The sequence below is a fragment of the Streptomyces sparsus genome, from assembly GCF_054776295.1.
In genome coordinates, this window is sequence record NZ_BAAHCA010001489.1 from 1 (window position 1) to 787 (window position 787).

At 76.1% G+C, this 787-nt stretch carries 1 pseudogene; it reads right to left on the bottom strand.

The features are described from left to right. Positions 1–787 (bottom strand): annotated as a pseudogene (locus tag ACYVE9_RS29185) (bifunctional [glutamine synthetase] adenylyltransferase/[glutamine synthetase]-adenylyl-L-tyrosine phosphorylase); the annotation flags it as partial.

Here is a 787-nt window from a genome sequence, read left to right on the forward strand (position 1 = left end):
CCGCACGGGCGGCGGCCAGCGCGGGCCGCGTCCGGGTCGTCCGCAGTCCGGGCTCGGCGTGGGCGTGCCGCATCTGGAGGAGCTGCACCGTCCACTCCACGTCCGACAGGCCGCCGCGGCCCAGCTTGGTGTGGGTGGTCGGGTCGGCGCCGCGCGGCAGCCGCTCACCCTCCATCCGGGCCTTCAGCCGGCGGATCTCCAGGACCGCGTCGTCGCTGAGGCCCTCCGGCGGGTAGCGCAGCGGGTCGATCAGCTCGACGAAACGGGCTCCCAGCCCGGGGTCACCGGCGACGGGAGCGGCCCGCAGCAGCGCCTGGCTCTCCCAGCCCAGCGACCAGCGGCGGTAGTAGGCACCGTACGAGGCCAGGGTCCGTACCAGCGGCCCGGACCGGCCCTCCGGCCGCAGATCCGCGTCCACCAGCAGCGGCGGATCGGAGCTGGGAAGTTGCAGCAGCCGGCTCATCTCGTGGGCGATCGCCTGGGCCGCCTCGGCCGCCTCCCGCTCGTCGACGCCGTCCCGCGGCTCATGCACGTACAGCACGTCGGCGTCCGAGCCGTAGCCCTGCTCCCGGCCGCCGAAGCGGCCCATGCCGATCACCGCGAACCGGGTCGGCAGGGTCTCGCCCCAGCGTTCCCGGGTGGCCGCGCGCAGCGCACCGGCGAGCGTCGCCGCGGTGATGTCGGACAGGGCCTCACCGACCCGGTCCAGCGCCAGGGCCGGGTCGTCGATGGCCGGGCTGCCCTCGGTGCCGTAGGCGCCGATCACGTCGGCGGCCGCGGTGCGGAA